13 protein-coding genes are annotated in these 15,092 nt (G+C 66.5%); 9 read left to right on the top strand and 4 right to left on the bottom strand.

Going from position 1 to position 15,092, the window contains the following annotated elements; genetic code table 11:
* The first annotated feature begins 67 nt into the window (after positions 1-67).
* Entirely contained in the window at positions 68-1,042 is a 975-nt protein-coding gene (locus tag CXY77_RS05055; RefSeq protein ID WP_092338635.1) for a LysR family transcriptional regulator, read from the top strand.
* A 105-nt stretch (positions 1,043-1,147) separates the two neighbouring features.
* Here the strand turns inward: CXY77_RS05055 and CXY77_RS05050 are convergent, their stop codons facing one another.
* Positions 1,148-4,855 carry a choice-of-anchor I family protein gene (locus CXY77_RS05050; RefSeq protein WP_104089857.1) on the bottom strand — a complete coding sequence of 1,236 codons (3,708 nt, stop codon included), beginning with the start codon at positions 4,853-4,855 and terminating at the stop codon, positions 1,148-1,150.
* Between the two features lie 116 nt (positions 4,856-4,971).
* Between CXY77_RS05050 and CXY77_RS05045 the strand changes: the two genes are divergently transcribed.
* Both CXY77_RS05045 and CXY77_RS05040 read left to right on the top strand, forming a co-directional pair.
* On the top strand, positions 4,972-6,540 hold the full coding sequence (locus CXY77_RS05045) for an NAD(P)/FAD-dependent oxidoreductase (RefSeq protein WP_092338631.1): 1,569 nt from the start codon (positions 4,972-4,974) through the stop codon (positions 6,538-6,540).
* 47 nt (positions 6,541-6,587) lie between these two features.
* The gene (locus tag CXY77_RS05040) at positions 6,588-7,118 is read left to right on the top strand and encodes an SRPBCC domain-containing protein (protein ID WP_199181888.1); all 531 of its coding nucleotides are present in this window, start codon (positions 6,588-6,590) and stop codon (positions 7,116-7,118) included.
* 5 nt (positions 7,119-7,123) lie between these two features.
* On the opposite strand, the gene CXY77_RS05035 is transcribed toward CXY77_RS05040, so the two are convergent.
* A complete protein-coding gene (locus CXY77_RS05035) occupies positions 7,124-7,687 on the bottom strand; it encodes an acyl-CoA thioesterase (RefSeq protein ID WP_369827315.1) in 564 nt (187 codons plus the stop codon).
* Positions 7,688-7,813: 126 nt separating this feature from the next.
* Between CXY77_RS05035 and CXY77_RS05030 the strand changes: the two genes are divergently transcribed.
* Complete coding sequence (locus CXY77_RS05030) at positions 7,814-8,452, top strand: LysE family translocator (protein WP_092338625.1); 639 nt, start codon at positions 7,814-7,816, stop codon at positions 8,450-8,452.
* Here the strand turns inward: CXY77_RS05030 and CXY77_RS05025 are convergent.
* Positions 8,449-9,546 carry an alpha/beta hydrolase gene (locus CXY77_RS05025; protein WP_233197244.1) on the bottom strand — a complete coding sequence of 366 codons (1,098 nt, stop codon included), beginning with the start codon at positions 9,544-9,546 and terminating at the stop codon, positions 8,449-8,451. The genes CXY77_RS05030 and CXY77_RS05025 overlap by 4 nt on opposite strands.
* Before the next feature lie 84 nt (positions 9,547-9,630).
* Positions 9,631-10,155, bottom strand: coding sequence for a YbhB/YbcL family Raf kinase inhibitor-like protein (locus CXY77_RS05020; RefSeq protein WP_233197243.1), 525 nt, complete (start codon positions 10,153-10,155; stop codon positions 9,631-9,633).
* A gap of 96 nt (positions 10,156-10,251) precedes the next feature.
* Between CXY77_RS05020 and CXY77_RS05015 the strand changes: the two genes are divergently transcribed.
* The 5 genes from CXY77_RS05015 to CXY77_RS04995 all read left to right on the top strand — a co-directional run.
* Entirely contained in the window at positions 10,252-11,148 is an 897-nt protein-coding gene (locus tag CXY77_RS05015) for a rhodanese-related sulfurtransferase (RefSeq protein WP_104129769.1), read from the top strand.
* 96 nt (positions 11,149-11,244) lie between these two features.
* Positions 11,245-12,447, top strand: a complete 1,203-nt coding sequence (locus CXY77_RS05010) for a cysteine desulfurase-like protein (protein WP_104089859.1) — start codon at positions 11,245-11,247, stop codon at positions 12,445-12,447.
* 73 nt (positions 12,448-12,520) lie between these two features.
* Positions 12,521-13,423 (top strand): ATP-binding cassette domain-containing protein, encoded by a 903-nt coding sequence (locus CXY77_RS05005; RefSeq protein WP_104089861.1) that lies wholly within the window; start codon positions 12,521-12,523, stop codon positions 13,421-13,423.
* Positions 13,420-14,256 carry an ABC transporter permease gene (locus CXY77_RS05000; RefSeq protein WP_092338619.1) on the top strand — a complete coding sequence of 279 codons (837 nt, stop codon included), beginning with the start codon at positions 13,420-13,422 and terminating at the stop codon, positions 14,254-14,256. The genes CXY77_RS05005 and CXY77_RS05000 overlap by 4 nt, the downstream gene beginning before the upstream one ends.
* 242 nt (positions 14,257-14,498) lie before the next feature.
* Positions 14,499-15,092: hypothetical protein (locus CXY77_RS04995; protein ID WP_140425483.1), on the top strand; the 594-nt coding region annotated here is incomplete at its 3' end.

The following is a 15,092-nucleotide window of genomic DNA, read 5'->3' as shown; positions in this document are numbered from 1 at the left end:
GCATGATATTCGTTACAATTTCTAATGATTTGGTTTTGGGTCGTTCGATGGGTGTAAGGGGCAGCGGATGCTGGATGTGCGGCGACTCCGACTGCTGCGCGAACTGAAGATTCGCGGCACCCTCGCCGGGGTCGCCGCTGCCCTTGCCTACAGCCCATCCGCGGTGTCGCAGCAGCTCGCGCTGCTCGAAAAAGAGGCCGGCGTTGTATTACTGAAAAAAGTGGGGCGGCGGGTGCAGCTCACCCCGCAGGCCGAGATTCTGGTGGAGCACACCACCCACCTGCTGGAGCGGCTCGAACTTGCAGAGGCCGACCTGCGCGCCAGCACCACGACGGTGTCGGGCACCGTGCGGGTGGCCGTGTTCCAGTCTGCCGCCCTCGCCGTCATTCCGCGGGCGCTCACTTTTCTCGCCGAGGACTTTCCGGCGCTACGGGTCGAAGTGACCGAGCGCGAGCCAGAGCGCGGCCTGTTCGAGGTGGCCGCGCGCGACTTCGACCTCGTGCTGGCCGAGCAGTATCCCGGCCACACCCGCGCGCACTGGCCCGACCTCGACCGGATCAACCTCGCAACGGATGCGCTGCGGCTCGCCGTGCCGCCCGCGGATAGTTCCCGGGACGGCGCAGGGCGGGTCAGCGCGGCAACCCTCGAGGAAACCGCCGGCCTGCCCTGGGTGATGGAGCCGGTGGGTACAGCGTCGCGGCAGTGGGCCACGCAGCTCTGCCGCTCGGCCGGTTTCGAACCGGACGTGCGGTTTGAGACCGCCGACCTGATCGCGCACATCCGCTTGATTGAATCGGGCAATGCGGTGGGCATTCTGCCCGATCTGGTCTGGGCCGGGCGCATGCCGGCCGTTCAGCTGCACGACCTGCCGGGCACCCCGCACCGCACCCTGTTCTCGGCTGCGCGCCGGTCGAGCGCGCAGCGGCCGGGCGTGGTCGTCGTGCGCGCAGCCCTCGACCGGGCGGTGAGCAAGGTGGCCAAACCCACGGAATCCGACCCGTTGGAGCCGCCGCGCCCGTTCGAGCCGCTCGCGCCGGTGTAACCGCGCCACCCCTCCTCGGATTGCACCCGGCGATCAGCCGCGTCGCATGACCGCCCAGTCAAACGGATGCCCGGCGCGAGCACCGGGGTATCCGTTCTGAACAGGCTAGGCCTGCAGGGCCTGGCGCTTGCGACGGGCCAAGATGAGGCCGCCGCCGAGCAACAGGAGCAGCGCGGCGAGGCCGGCCGGGGCCAGCGACGCGCCGAGTGCCGGGATAGCACCCAGGCCGCTCGTGCTCGCCGCTGCAACAACGGTGACCGCGAGGCTGATCGGCTCCAGGCCGACCGAGCTGATCACGAGCGTGTGCGCGCCGACCGGCGTGCTCGCCGGAATCACTGAGGAGAACGTTGCGACTCCGGCAGCATTGGCCGCGAAGGTGCCGAGGTTCACCGGCACGGAGTAGAGCGTGCCGGTGACCTTCTGGCCGGGGTTCAGCCCGGAGACCGTGACGGTGACGCGCTCGCCCGGGGTGAAGACGGCGTCACCCACGTCGATGCTGGCCCAGTCGGTGCCGGCCAGTACCGCGCGGCCGAGCGATGCCGGGTCGACGAGCGGGTGCTTCTCGAAATAGGCGACCGTCGCGGCGAGATCGGCCTGGCCGGTGTCCGCGACGCTGGTTCCGGCGGCGAAGGTCGTGAATTTGTCGCCGCCCGAGGCTAGGAACGAGTTCACCGCCACGCGGAACACGTCGGTCGGGGCGATGGCCACACCATTCAGCGACATACCGACGATGTGCTCGCCCAGCGCCGCGTCGGGCTCATAGAGGTAGCTGAACCCCTCGGAGACACCGAGGTGCAGCTTGGCGCGGCTGGACTGCCACTGCTGTTCGAGCACCGTGCGCAGCTGGTTACCGGTGAGGTCCATGGTGACGAGGGTGTTGGCAAAGGGCTGCACGGTGGCGACCTCTTTGTAGGTCACCTTGCCGTTCTCGCCGTAGCTCAGGTCGGTGCGCACCCCGCCGGGGTTCATGAAGGCGATCTCGGCCGGTTCACCGCCGAAGGTAGAGTTCGAGGTGGCCCAAAGCTGAATGTCGGCGACGAGGTTGCCGAGGCTCGATTCCGACCCGCGGTCCTCTGCCACGCCATTGTAAGCACGTTTGATGTCGGCGCTGATGGCACCGACTTCAACCGAGCCGACGATGTCGGCCTGGGCCGCGGCATCCGTCACGATCTGCGCCACGGTGGCGTCGGCCGGGTAGAGGCCGGTCGTGCCGTTGTGCAGGTCCACCAGCGCGCTGGTCATCGAGACGACGCTTTTGGTCACTGGGTCGACCGAGATTTTCAGCTGGTCGAGGTTCATGCCGTACTGGCCGCTCTGCATCACCGGGCGTTTCAGCCCGTCGGTCCAGCCCGTGACCGGGTAGGAGCAGTTGTAGGTGGCGTGGGTGTGACCCGAGAGGATCGCATCGATATTGGCCGATGCGTCGCGGATCAGATCGCCGTAGAGGGTGTCGGCGTCACCGATCGCGGCGCAGTCGGTGCCGACGCCTCCCTCGTGGGTGAGCAGCACGATGACATCGGCCTCGCCGTTGGTCGTGTTGCCATCCTGCAACTGCGCTGCCACGCGATTGGCGGCCTCGAGCTGGTCGCCGAACTCGATGTCGGCGATGCCGGCCGGGGAGACCAGTGAGGCGGTAGCCGCGGTGACGGTGCCGATGAAGCCGACGCGCACGCCATCGACCTCCTTGACCCAGTATTCATCGAGTGCCGGGGTGGTCGTGCCCTTCAGGTAGACGTTGGCGCCGAGCGCGTAGCGCGGGTCGCCGAACGAAGACCGGACCCGACCCTCGAGGTCGTCCCAGCCCGCATCGAACTCGTGGTTACCCACAACGGATGCGTCCAGCCCGGCCGCAAGGAGCGCCGTGATCGTCGGTTCGTCCTGCTGCGAGAAAGAGGTGAAGGTGGAGGCGCCGATGTTGTCGCCTGCCGAGACGAACAGGGTGTTCGGGTTTTCCGTCTTCAGCTGGGCAACGGCTCCGGCCAGGACGGCCGCGCCGGCCTCCTGGTTTCTGGCGTTGGCTTCGAGGCGACCGTGAAAGTCGTTGATGCCGAGCACTTGAATTTCGGTGGGGATGACGTTGATCGAGAAGATGGTGGTGGTTCCGGAGACCTCGTTGCCGACGGCGAGCATCGGCTCACCGGTGGGCGATTCTTTGGCGGAGATGAACGTGACGCCCTCCGGGCCGAGGTCACCGGCTGCCGACAGGTCGACGGTGGCATCGACGCCGAAGTTGCGGTTGTTGAGGTAGGTCACGAACTTCGCGTCGGTCGGGTCGGTGATGTCGTAGGCCATGATGCCGCCCACCCGTTCCAGGCCGATGAAGGCGTAGGTGCGACCGTCAATCTCGCCGATGGCGAGGTTCTCGGGTTCGGGGCCCTTGTCGTCACTGCGACCCTCGAAGTTGGACTCGCTGTGGTTCGAGTTGAAATAGGCCGGGTTGGCTGCGGCAGTGATGCGCTCGAAGTCGTCCCCGGAGTCGAAGGCCTGCGTGCCGTCGGTGTTCCAGATCGAGAAGGAGCGGGAGCCGAAGGCGTAGAGCTCCTCGTAGCAGGTGCCGGCGGTGTTGTAACCGTTTTCCTTGGTCACGTTCAGGCGACCCATTCCGGCGTCGCTGTTCTTGCCGAAGAGGTCGCTAGTAGCGCAGATCGTGAGGTCCTCCGCACGCGCGCCCTCGACGTAGCTGCCCCACTCGCGGGCGTCGCCCTCGTTCGCGGTGACCAGGTAGGTCGCGTCAGTGCCGGTGGAGGAATCCTTCGCCGTGTAGGCGTTCATGCCGTCGGGCATGTACATGCCGTGCAGACCGGGGTAGGTCTGAATGTTGACGGCCGAATCCTTGTCGGAGGCGTCGATGCCGTTGCCGGGCAGGCCGTGGTCCTGAAAGCCGAGCGAGCGCACTTCGGTGACCTCAGCCGCGACGAGGTCAACCACAGCGACCGCGTTGGCTTCCTGCAGCGCCACATACGCGGTGAGACTGTTCGGGTCGATCGCGACATACTCGGGCTCGAGGTTGCGCGAGACCGGAAAGCCCGCTTCGGGAGTCGGTCCGAAGATGCGCACGTCGGGGTCGAGGGTCCTCGTGCCGCCATTGGCTTCGGATTCGTAGGCGTGAAAATCAGCGGTCGCGACGGCCGACGAAGCGGGCAGGGTAAGGGTCGACGGGAGCGTGACGACGCTGACCGACCCCTCGGGATCGACGGTGAACAGGTCGTTCGGCTCGCCCTCGTTGGCGGAGACGGCATACTTGCCGTCGGCCGAGATGCTCACCATGTCCGGCAGGGCACCGACCGTAACCGCGCCCAGAATGGTGGCTGTCGTCGCGTTGGCGTCGAAGAAGACGAGCCAGCCGGCATCCGACTTGGTGGGCGATTCGATGGCCATTGCGCCGAGGCCGTCGGCGCGCACGGCGACCGAGTTGGCGGTGGAACCGGTGGGGATGAGCGAGCTGCCGCCGTCGATTGTGGTTCCCGCTGCGCTGAGCGAGAACTCCTTGACCGGGGTAGTCGGGTCGGCGATGTCGAGCACGTCCACGGCACCCTGGGCCGCGTTGACCACGAAGAGTCGCTTGCTGGCGGCGTGGTAGGTCACGATCTCGGCGGCCGAGGCGTCAAAGGTGCCGGTCTCGTACGTTCCCAGCGGCGCCAGGTTGAAGTACGGGTCGGTCCCCGACGCGGTCACCGGTGCGACGACGATAGCAGCGGATGCCGTCGGTGCTGCCGACGATACGAGCGGCGCCACCGCGAGAGCGGCGCAGGCCGTGACAGCCAGGATGGCAACGGGTAGTCGGCGGCGTGCGGGGCGTCGAAAGGCGCTCATGCGGTAGATCCTCCTGTTGCAGACAATGGATGCCATTCTGTGTACTGGTCACAGGTGACTCGCAGGTGAATGCAAGGTGACTGATAGGTTCGGCGCGCACTGGCTAGGCTCTGCTCATGAGCGAGACCAGACACGACGTCGTGATTATCGGTGGCGGCCACAACGGCCTTGTCGCCGCCACCTACCTGGCCCAGGCCGGCCGCAGCGTGCTCGTGCTCGAGCGGGAGAAGCAGGTGGGCGGCGCCGCCATTTCAGCGGATACCTTCCCCGGCATTGACGCGCGCCTCTCGCGCTACTCCTATCTGGTGAGCCTGCTGCCGACCAGAATCATCCGCGAGCTGGGGCTCGATATCGAGCTGGCTCGACGTCGGTACTCGTCGTACACGCCGGGGCCGACTGGCGCCGGATTACTCGTTGACCAGGGCGACCCCGAAGCGACCAGGGCGTCGTTCGAACGCATCGGTGCCGCGGCCGATTTCGATGCCTGGAACTCCTTCTACGACGACACCGCCCGACTGGCGCGCGCCGTGTTTCCCACGATCTGCGAACCGCTGCTCACCCGATCGGAGGCTAAGCGACTGGTCGGCGACGATGCCCTCTGGACCGCCCTGGTCGAGCAGCCGCTCGGCGACACGATCACCAACCGGTTTGCGAACGATCTCGTGCGCGGCGTCGTGGCTACCGATGGGCTGATCGGCACCTTCACGGGCCTCGATGACTCCAGTCCCGACGCGAACCGCTGCTTTTTGTATCACGTGATCGGCAATGAAACCGGGGACTGGGACGTGCCGATCGGCGGCATGGGCGCTGTGACCGGGGCACTCGAACGGGCGGCGCGCGAGGCCGGTGCGCGGCTCGAAGTCGGCGCCGAGGTCACGTCGGCCACCCCCGACGGAGCCGTGGAATACCGCCAGAACGGGCGCCTGAAGACGACGAACGGCGCCGCGCTGCTGGCCAACGTGGCGCCGTGGGTGCTGCGGGGTTTGCTGGGTGGTGGAGGCGGGGCATCCGCAGACCTGGTCAAGCCGGAAGGCGCCCAGGTGAAGGTCAACCTGCTGCTGACACGCTTGCCGCACTTGTTGGACGCGAGCGTGTCGCCGGAGGCGGCATTCGGCGGTACGTTTCACATCAACGAGGGCTACAAGCAGCTGCAGACCGCGTATGACCAGGCCATGTCCGGTGAGATTCCCGAACTGGTGCCGTGCGAGGTCTACTGCCATTCGCTGACCGACCCGAGCATTCTGTCGCCCGAACTTGCCCAGGCCGGTGCCCACACCCTTACCGTGTTCGCCCTGCACACCCCGAATCGGGCGCTCACCGAAGCCAACAACGACCAGATGCGCGCGCAGCTGCAGGCCGCCGTGCTCTGCTCGCTCAATTCGGTGCTCGCCGAGCCGATCGAAGCCCTGTTGATGACGGATGTTGAGGGTCACCCTTGCCTCGAAACCAAAACAACCCTCGACCTCGAGCACGCCCTGAATCTGCCCGGCGGCAACATCTTTCACGGCGGGCTGTCGTGGCCATTTCTGGAGGATGACGAGCCGCAGGCCACGCCCGCCGAGCGTTGGGGAGTCGCCACCGAGCATCCGCGCATTCTCATTTGCGGTGCCGGAGCCAGGCGCGGCGGCGGGGTCAGCGGGCTCGGCGGACACAACGCCGCGATGGCCCTGCTCGAAGGGGCTTAGCGTGTAGCCGACCCTCTCAATGTGGCCTAACCTGAGGTTACAAGCGCATGTCACTCATAGTGGAGGTCCCCATGTCAGCCAAGCCCACCGGACGCCTCGTACACCGCGAGGACGGCCTGTATCTCATGCTCAATCGGCTGTTCAACGCGCCCATCGAGCAGGTGTGGGCGAGCCTGACCCGTCCTGCCGAACTCGAGAAGTGGATCGGCACCTACTCCGGTTCTCCGGCGACCGGCGCGGTCAAGTTCAAGATGACGGCCGAGCCGGATGCCAAGTGGGAGTACGTGAGTATTCGCGAGTGCCAGGCGCCGCACCGTTTCAACGGCGACTTCGGCGAGGGTGAAGATTCCTGGCGCGCACTGTTCCACCTGGTTGAGGGCGACGGCATGACCAACCTGACCTTCGGGCAGCGTCTGCGCTCGGCGAGCGAGGCCGCCACGGTCGGCCCCGGTTGGGACTACTACCTCGACCGCCTGGTCGCCTCCCGCGCCGGCCTTCCCCTGCCCGAGTGGAATCACTATTACCCCGCGCATGCCCAGTTCTACAAGGACCTCATCGTTCCGGTGCGCACCGCCTAACTAGGCTAGATCCAGATGCTCGGGGCCGGGGCTCGAGTGGGTGCGGCCGCTGCCGCGCCAGCCCACTCGAGCAGCCACTCCGGAACGCTCACGTTGTCGGGGGCGACGCCGATCGCGCCCAGCAGTTCGTCGATCGTGACGATTCCGCCGGTGCGCTTGAGAAAGCGACCACGAATGTAGCCGTGGGCGTAGATCTCGAGCACGCCGTCGGCATCCGGTCGTACGAAACGTTGCTCGACGTAGACCGCCTTTTCGTCGAAGCCGAGGATGCGCGACTCCACCGTGAACTTCTGGCCGACCGTGAGCGACTTGCGAAAACTGATGGTCTCGGAGACCACGACGGGGTACCAGCCTCGCTGCTTGAAGATGGCCCAGACGCCCGTGCGGTGCAGCATGTCAAAGCGGGCCACGTCCATGATGGACAGGTAGACGCCGTTGTTCATGTGCCGCAAAATATCCTGGTCGGTCGGCAGGGTCACAAAGTTGGTGCGCGCGACATCGAAGTGACCGAGCTTTGGGCCGAACTTCGACAGCAGGGCGTGGAGGAGGGTTCTGAAGAACATATGCACGAAACGATGCTAGCGAAGTGGGCGCAACCGCGAGCAATCCGTTGTGGGGGGGCACCAGCATCCGTCGCCGCAACGGGGGTTGGCTGCACGATGTGCCACAGTCGCCGCTGGGTTTAGCATTCAAACATGGTTTCCCTGCCCACCCTGCTCACGTTCGCGCTCGCGTCGATCGCGCTCATCGTCATTCCCGGCCCGACCGTGCTGTTCGTGATCGGACGATCGCTGGCACTCGGCCGGCTTGGCGGCTTTCTCAGCGTGCTCGGCAACGCCCTGGGCCTGATTCCGGTAATCGTCGCGGTCTCTCTCGGACTCGGCGTCATCGTGACCCAGTCGGTGCTGCTGTTCACGATCGTCAAGTTCGCCGGCGCGGCCTACATCATCTATCTCGGGGTGCAGGCGATTCGCAACCGGGGCAAGGCCGCGCAGATGAGCGAGGTTAGGGTGGCCCGCAAGACCAAGTGGCGGCTCGTTCTCGAAGGATTCGTGGTGGGCCTGAGCAACCCTAAGTCACTGGTCTTCTTCATCGCGGTGCTGCCGCAGTTTGTGAACTACCGGGCCGGCGATGTTCCGCTGCAGCTCGCGGTGCTCGGACTGGTCTTCGTGCTGCTCGCCCTGCTCGGCGACAGCACCTGGGCTCTCGCGGCCGGCACGGCACGGGTCTGGTTTGCCCGGTCACCGAAGCGCATCGAGAACCTGTCCTCGGCCGGCGGCGTCATGATGATCGGCCTCGGCGGAGTGCTCGCCGCAACCGGCGCGCGGTCCTAAACCGTCATAGCCCGCGGCGCGACGGCACGCACGAAGGCGCCGAGGCGACGGTAGACCTCCTGCGATTCCGGATGCGTGTCGTCCTGTTGCCAGGTGTGCTTGGTGTTGACGCTGCGTCGGCCGTAAATGAGCGTGTCGACCCGAATCTTGCGGGCTCGTAGCGCCTCGATGAAGTTGAGGTTGGCCCGGTAGAAATAGTCGCGCTCCGACGTCGTGACGAAGACCGGCGGAAAACCGCGGTCGAGCCACTCGATCGGCGACATGAAACGCGCGGCCGTACGCAGGTGCAGTCCGCGGCCGCGCTCGGGCAGCAGCATCCGAACAAAGTTGAGGCTCAGCACAAACCCACGGTCGAATAGCACCGAGAAATCGGCGATGCTGCAGTGCTGCACGAGGCCGCGCAGGTTGCGGCGGGCGACCGGCGGCGCAATGTCATAGTGTTCTGCGAGCTCGGGTTCAAAGGCCGCAGCGGTGAGCAGCGCCGCGATGTGGCCGCCGGCCGAGTCGCCGCCGAGCACGATTCGGGTCGGGTCTCCCCCGTAGGCGGCGATATTGCGGGCGACCCAGTCGAGCACGGCGTTGCCGTCCTTCATCATGTGGCCCAGCTGAAACCGGGTTGCCATGCGGTAGTTCGCGTTGACGACGACCATTCCTTCGGCAGCCTGGCTTGCGCAGTACTTGGTGAGCGGGTCTTTGTCGCCGGAGGTCCAGCCGCCGCCGTGAAAATACACGTACACGGGTAAGGGGTCTGCGCCCGCTTCGCGTTTGGGAACGAGAACGTCGAGCCGGTGAATCTTCTGGCCATCGCCGATGTAGTCGAGGTCGAGGTCGTATTCGACCGAATCGATCGGGTGCAGGTTGAACTTGTGCACCGGGGTCGCCCGGCGCAGCATCAGCGCGCGCCACGCCCAGACCGGCAACCGACGGATGCCCGTCTCCCGGTGCAGAGACCGGTCGACGGTCACGCCGTCGGCATGCAAACGGATGCCGTGCAGCCAGGCGGGCGTCGGCACGGCCGGGCGCGCTGACGACGTTGGGGGGCTGGTGGGGGGAATGGAACGGGCGGTGTCGAACGTGGTGCTGGTGATACTCACTGCCTGAGGTTAAGTCGTTTCCCCCGAATCCCCGCTGGGAGTTACCCCATTTGGGGACAACTCCCGGTTTTACACGGCGCCCCCTCAGGCAGCGGATGCCCCGCCCGCGACCCCGGTCGCCTCCAGTACCGCACGCGCGAGCGTGTGAAAGTGCAGGTTGAAGCCGAGAACGGCCGGCGTGGACTGCGAGTCGAGTTCGAGCGTCGGCACGTCAACGGCGTGCACGATGAACTGGTAGCGGTGAGTGCCGGTTCCCGGCGGCGGGCCAGCGCCGATGAACGAGGTGAGACGCACCTCGTTCGGCAGCACGAGTGCGCCGGCCGGCAGGGTATCAATTCCCGCAGCCAGCTCGGTCACGGATACCGGCAGGTTGGCCACCGCCCAGTGCCAGAATCCGGAGCCGGTCGGGGCGTCGGGGTCGTATACGGTGAGCGCGAAACTCTGGGTCTCGGCGGGAAAACCCGACCAAGAGAGCTGCGGGGACACATCCGCTCCGCCCGCGTCGGTTCCATACTGTGCTGCGGCGAGCGGTGCCCCGTCGGTCATGTCGGTGCTGCTGAGTGAAAACTGGGGCACCTCGCCGAAGCGGGCGAGCGGGTCCTGGGTCACGATTTGCCTCCTCGATACGGCTGACCAGTGGCAGTACAGACAGTGCGGCCAGCCTACGCGCGCTCTCCGGAAATGCGCACAAAGTAAAATGGGCCCATGGCCATTCCGAAGATTCTGCTCTTTTACATCTTCACGCCGCTGGCCGACCCCGATGCGGTGCGACTGTGGCAGCGCGACCTGTGTGCAGGGCTCGGTCTGCGCGGGCGCATCCTCATCTCGAAAGACGGCCTGAACGGCACGGTCGGTGGCGACCTGCCCGCGATCAAGAAGTACATTCGCAAGACCCGCGACTACCCGGCGTTCAGGCATATCGACTTTAAGTTCAGCGAGGGCACCGGCCTCGACTCGCACGGACACAGCCTCGATTTTCCAAGGCTCGTGGTCAAGGTGCGCGAGGAGATCGTGAGCTTCGGCGCCCCCGGCGAGCTGCGCGTCGACGGGGCCGGCGTCGTCGGCGGTGGCACCAAGCTGCAGCCGGCCGAGCTCAATGCGCTCGTCGCCGAACGCGGAGACGAGGTCGTCTTCTTCGACGGGCGCAACCGGTTCGAGGCCGAGATCGGCCACTTTCGAGACGCGGTCGTGCCCGATGTGGCCAACACGCGCGAGTTCGTGGCCGAACTCGACAGCGGCAAATACGACCATCTCAAGGGCAAGCCGGTCGTGACCTACTGCACCGGGGGCATCCGTTGTGAGGTGCTGAGCGGTCTCATGAAGTCGCGTGGTTTCGGCGAGGTGTACCAACTCGACGGCGGCATTGTGCGTTACGGCGAGGCTTTCGGCAATGAGGGACTGTGGTCGGGATCGCTCTACGTCTTCGACCAGCGGATGTCCATCGACTTCGCACCCGGTGCTGCCGTGCTCGGGACCTGCCAGGAGTGCGGCCAGGCCACCACGAACATGCTCAACTGCCGGGACGCCTCCTGCCGCGAACAGCTCGTGGCCTGCCCGGACTGCGTCAGACGCGAAGCGCCCGCCTGCGCCGCGCACGCGTAGCTCGACCACTCGTCTCGACCACCCGTTCGTCGCGGCTCGACCGGCGGTGGTCTCGGCGGCGCTGGTCGACGAGCAGACGCTGTGCTTGGATGGCGTGTGACCTATGACGCGCTGGCAGTCCGCTCCCACTTTCCCTCCCTCTCCTCCGGGTTCGCCCACTTCGACGGTCCGGGCGGCACGCAGACGCCTCGCCAGGTCGCCGCCGCGATCGCCCTCACCCTGACCCGACCGCTGTCCAACCGCGGAAGCGGCAGCCTGCCGGAGCAGAACGCCGACAACGCCGTCACCGTCTTCCGCACGGCGATGGCCGACCTGCTCGGCGCCGACCCGCACGGCGTGGTCTACGGCCGCAGCGCCACCCAAATCACCTACGACTTCTCCCGCCACCTCGGCCGCAGCTGGAATGTCGGCGACGAGATCGTGGTCTCCAGGCTCGACCACGACGCCAACATCCGTCCCTGGATCCAGGCCGCCGAACACGCCGGCGCCACCGTCAAGTGGGTCGACTTCGACCCGGCAACCGGCGAGCTCAGCGCCGAGGCGGTCACCGCGCAACTGACCGAACACACCCGTCTGGTCGCCGTCACGGCTGCTTCCAACCTCATCGGAACCCGACCGCCGATCGCCGCGATCGCCGCCGCCGTGCACTCGGTCGGCGCCCTGCTATGGGTAGACGGGGTGCACTACACGCCGCACGCCTCGGTGGACGTGGCCGCGCTCGGCGCCGACTTCTTCGTCTGCTCCCCGTACAAGTTCCTCGGACCGCACTGCGGCGTGCTGGCCGCCGAACCAGCCCTGCTCGAGCGCATCCACCCGGACAAGCTGGCCACCTCCACCGAAATGGTTCCGGAACGCTTCGAATTCGGCACCCTGCCTTACGAGTTGATGGCGGGCGTTACTGCGGCCGTCGATTTTCTGGCCGCACTGGCACCGATCGGCGGAAGCCGGCGGGGGCGCCTGGTGCAGGCATCCATCGCCCTGGAACATCATGAGGCGGGCCTGCTCGCCGAACTCGAGGCCGGGCTGGCCGCTCTGCCCGGCGTGACCGTGCACTCGCGTGCCCGCGAGCGCACGCCAACCGTGCTGGTCACCTTCGCCGGGCACCCGCCCGCCGATGCCGCGGCGTTCCTGGCTGCCCGGCGGGTGCTCGCCCCGACCGGATCGTTTTACGCACTCGAGGCCTCGAAGCACCTCGGGCTCGGTGCTGAGGGCGGCCTGCGCATCGGACTGGCGCCGTACAACACGGCGGGTGAGGTGCAACGACTGCTCACCGGCCTGGAGGACTTCCTGCTGGCCTGAACTGAAAAGCCCGGTAGACGGCACTATACGGCCCCTGGGTAATAGGGTGGGAAGCACTACAGAGGGGAGTCGGATGCCTACCGGCGCTGTTATCGAATTCAGCAACATCAGCAAACGCTTTGGCGGGGTCGCCGCGGTCAACGACCTGTCTTTCACGGTAGAGCCCGGGCGGGTTACCGGCTTTCTCGGGCCGAACGGTGCCGGCAAGACCACGTCCCTGCGCATTCTGCTCGGACTGGTCGCGGCGAGCAGCGGAACGGCCACGTTTAGCGGCGTTCGCTACCGCGACCTGCCCAATCCCCTTGCCACGGTGGGCGCAGCCCTCGAAGCCGCCAGCTTCCACCCTGGCCGCTCTGCTCGCGACCACCTCGGCGTGTACGCGATCGCCGCCGGGCTGCCGCGCACCCGGGTCATGGAGGTGCTCACCCAGGTGGGCCTCGCCGCCCATGCCGCCCAGCGCGTCGGCGGCTACTCCCTCGGTATGCGCCAGCGGCTCGGCCTGGCCTACGCCCTGCTCGGCAACCCGGGCGCGCTCGTGCTCGACGAGCCGATCAACGGACTCGACCCGGAGGGCATCCGCTGGATTCGCGGTTTTCTGCGCGACATGGCCGCGGAAGGACGCACCATTCTGGTCAGCTCACACCTGCTCTCCGAAGTGCAGCAGAGCGTCGATGACGTCGTCATCATCGCCCGCGGCGAGCTCGTGCACCTCGGCCCACTCTCCAGCCTCGATACGGATGCCGCGCCCCAGACGATCGTGGATTCTCCCGACCGCGAGAACCTCACAGCCGCGCTCACTGCGGCGGGCATCACCTTCTCGATCGGCCGCACCGGCCTGCTCGCCGCCACATCCGACCCCGCACTGCTCGGCCACCTCGCTTTCACCGCCGGGGTCGAACTCAGCGTGCTGCACCGGCAGAAAACCGGCCTGGAAGACTCCTTTCTCGCCCTCGTCGGCGGGAGCCACTCGCTATGACCACGTTCCTGCGGTCGGTCTCGGCCGAATTCGCCAAAATTTTCACCACTCGCCTGTGGTGGCTTCTCGCTATCGTTCTGTTCTGTTACATCGGCCTCATCGCCGGCGGGCTCGGCGCGCTGCTCGCCGGCGTCGAGACCGGTGTGATCAGTCCCGACGCGGTGAATACCGGCGGTGCCGGCGCCTTCGGTTTCGGCAGCCTCCCACCGATCATCTACAGCTTCGCTTCCTCGGTCGGCTACGTCTTCCCCGTGCTGCTCGGCGTGCTCGCGACGACGGGTGAATTTCGCCACCAGACCCTGACACCCACGTTTCTCGCGACGCCGCGTCGCGGTGTGGTACTCGCAGCGAAGACGGTCACGCTGGTTCTGGTCGGCGCTGGATTCGGAGTTGTCGGACTGGCAGCATCCGTTGGTCTCGGCGGCGGGGCGCTGAGCGCGTTCGGCGTGGATGCGCTGCTGCTGGACTCGGAAACGTGGCTGCAGGTCGGTCGCACAATTCTTGCCATGGGCCTGTGGGCTGCAATCGGCGTGGGCTTCGGCGTTCTGGTGCCGAGCCAGGTTGCGTCGATCGTGGTCGTGCTCGCCTTCACCCAGTTCGTCGAGCCACTGTTACGGCTGGCCGCCTCTTTTCTCGAGGTCACCGCGCAGATCGGCAACTATCTGCCCGGCTCGGCCTCCGATGCCCTCGTCGGTGCGAGCGTCTTCACCCTCGCGAACCCGGCAGGCGCCCCGCCGCTGGACTGGTGGCAGGGCGGCCTCGTGCTGCTCGGTTACGCCGTGGTCGCGACAATGATCGGCTATGCCGTGAGCTGGAAGAAGGACGTCACCTAGAGCGCTGCGCCGGAAGACCGCTGCATTTTTCGTCAATCGAGCTGGTCGAGATCACCGTCGAGAGACGTGTGGCGGTCTGTGGAACCCGCCCACCTCCGCCGGTCGTGCCTGTCGAGACCCCCATAGACCAACGCGAGCCGCCTCGAAAACACGAGTGTCCGTGCGAATTCAGGTTCGCACGAAAATCCCAATAGATGTGAGAATGGCTCGATTTTCAGGGTTGGGCTTGGTACACTTGTTCTATGAGCCAACGCGGCGATACCTCCCAGCCGGGCCTCGTCGATCCGTTCGTCGCGGCCCACGGTTACCTGCCTTCCACAGCCGAGGAGCGCGCTGAGTTTGATGTGTTCTGGGCGCAGTGTCAGGCCGATTGGCCGGTTGAGATCGCCGAGGGCCTCGGGCAGTTCGCTCCGTACGACGCCCTCGACGACGTCGATACCGCGCCCGCCAGCCGCGACCCCTTCCTAGCTGATGCTGTCGGCCCGGAGCTTGTCGGCCCGGAGTCTGTCGGCCCGGAGTCTGTCGGCCCGGCGCACTATCGCCGTGCAATGCCTGACGGCCCACCGCTGCCGGCCGGCCTGGACCTGACCGAGGTCTTCGCCGCCGTACCGCCCGCGCACCGGTTCGATGATGACCTGTGTGAGGAGTTGCTCTACGGCGAGTATCTCCGCACCGAGCACGACATCGACGACGAACCGGGCGGGCCGCTTTCGGCCGACAGCAGCCCGGCCGACAGCAGTCCGTCCGATAGCTTGAGTCCGTTTCAGCGGCATCAGGCGCAGTTCGTTGACCGGGTGCTCTACCTGGAGAAGATCATCGCCTGGGCCCAGGCGAGC

The organism is Cryobacterium sp. N21 (assembly GCF_002929575.1).
GTDB classification, from domain to species: Bacteria; Actinomycetota; Actinomycetes; order Actinomycetales; family Microbacteriaceae; genus Cryobacterium; species Cryobacterium flavum.
The sequence above is the reverse complement of the archived record's forward strand: the minus strand, read 5'-3'. Positions and strand labels throughout refer to the sequence as shown.

What these genes read in the sequence shown, in the direction of transcription:
- CXY77_RS05015 (WP_104129769.1), top strand. Translation starts at nt 10,252, where the DNA reads ATGGCCATTCCGAAGATTCTGCTCTTTTACATCTTCACGCCGCTGGCC.
- CXY77_RS05050 (WP_104089857.1), bottom strand. Translation starts at nt 4,855, where the DNA reads ATGAGCGCCTTTCGACGCCCCGCACGCCGCCGACTACCCGTTGCCATC.
- CXY77_RS05005 (WP_104089861.1), top strand. Translation starts at nt 12,521, where the DNA reads ATGCCTACCGGCGCTGTTATCGAATTCAGCAACATCAGCAAACGCTTT.
- CXY77_RS05040 (WP_199181888.1), top strand. Translation starts at nt 6,588, where the DNA reads ATGTCACTCATAGTGGAGGTCCCCATGTCAGCCAAGCCCACCGGACGC.
- CXY77_RS05030 (WP_092338625.1), top strand. Translation starts at nt 7,814, where the DNA reads ATGGTTTCCCTGCCCACCCTGCTCACGTTCGCGCTCGCGTCGATCGCG.
- CXY77_RS05000 (WP_092338619.1), top strand. Translation starts at nt 13,420, where the DNA reads ATGACCACGTTCCTGCGGTCGGTCTCGGCCGAATTCGCCAAAATTTTC.
- CXY77_RS05055 (WP_092338635.1), top strand. Translation starts at nt 68, where the DNA reads ATGCTGGATGTGCGGCGACTCCGACTGCTGCGCGAACTGAAGATTCGC.
- CXY77_RS05045 (WP_092338631.1), top strand. Translation starts at nt 4,972, where the DNA reads ATGAGCGAGACCAGACACGACGTCGTGATTATCGGTGGCGGCCACAAC.